This is a genomic window from Acinetobacter sp. YH16031, assembly GCF_013417335.1.
GTDB lineage: Bacteria > Pseudomonadota > Gammaproteobacteria > Pseudomonadales > Moraxellaceae > Acinetobacter.
This window is the reverse complement of the sequence record NZ_VPED01000183.1, coordinates 1-1,156: the sequence shown is the minus strand read 5'-3', so window position 1 is coordinate 1,156 and position 1,156 is coordinate 1. Positions and strand designations below refer to the sequence as shown.

General features: G+C 42.0%; 2 protein-coding genes. Both read left to right on the top strand.

Going from position 1 to position 1,156, the window contains the following annotated elements:
- On the top strand, positions 1-294 hold a 294-nt coding region (gene mobC, locus FTV31_RS17035), incomplete at its 5' end, for a plasmid mobilization relaxosome protein MobC (protein WP_180015823.1).
- A partial coding sequence (locus FTV31_RS17030) for a relaxase/mobilization nuclease domain-containing protein (protein WP_180015821.1) occupies positions 278-1,156 on the top strand: 879 nt, incomplete at its 3' end. The genes mobC and FTV31_RS17030, both read left to right, overlap by 17 nt.

The following is a 1,156-nucleotide window of genomic DNA, read 5'->3' as shown; positions in this document are numbered from 1 at the left end:
ATTGAAGTGGTTAAACGCTATCAAAAAACAGATCCTGCTTTACTGCTTGAGCTATCCAAAATCGGGAACAACTTAAACCAAATTGCACGAGCATTGAACATCATCAAAAATGCTGATCCGCAAGAGCAACGCAAGTTAGATATTTTCAGCATTTTTTCAGTTTTAAAAGGCATTCAAACCGAGTTAGAACAAGTATTTCCTGCACTTCCGAAAATCAGCAGACAAAGCCCTGAAAGGCTTAAAAAGCAATTGTCTTCGATACAGCTTGCTGAGGAGGATGAAAGTGCATATTAAATTTTTAAATCACGGCAAAGGATCGGCCGCACACGCTTCAGCGTATGTTTTAGATAAGTTCGATCATCTTGGCAATGTTCGGGCAGGTGTTGATGTTTTGCGTGGTGATGCGACTACATTTAACGCCATCTGTGACTCAAGTCCACATTTGTGGAAGTACACCAGTGGCGTGATCGCATGGTCAAAAGAAGACAGTCCGACAGATGAACAAATAAAAGAAGTCTTAGACGAGTTTGAAAAGCATGCTTTTTCGGGACTAGATCCCTCACAGTACCACCTTTTTGCCGTGCTTCACACAGACGATGACGGCTCGAAGCATATCCACGTTCTAGCACCACGCCTAGATATTCAAAGCGGTAAATCACTCAATATTGCCCCACCCGGCCATGAAAAGCATTTTGATTCTTTACGTGATTACTTCAACACAAAGTACCAGTGGTCACGCCCCGATGATCTGCTTTTGATGAAAACGACACAAGAGCCAAACTATGTCGCAAAACTCAACGCTCAAGCTAAAAATATTTTTACAGGTCAAGATCTTGAGGCGCTTACAAAAAAGCAGTTTGGCAAGCTCGTTGATAACTACGTACAAACATTTTTAAGGACTCTGACAGTAAAAAACAGAGCAGATATTGTCCAGTGTATTGAGCAACTGGAAGGAATCGCATCGGTCAAACAAAGTAAAGAATACTTAACTGCCACTTTGAAAAGTGGCAAAAGACATCGACTTAGAGGCGACTTTTATCATGAACAATTCGAAATTAACGCTTATTCAGAGCATCTCAGAGCAGCAGCAGAAAGCCGACCAACTACAGCAGAGCTTGCAACAGCTCTCCGAAACGCTGAAAACGTTCGAGATGAC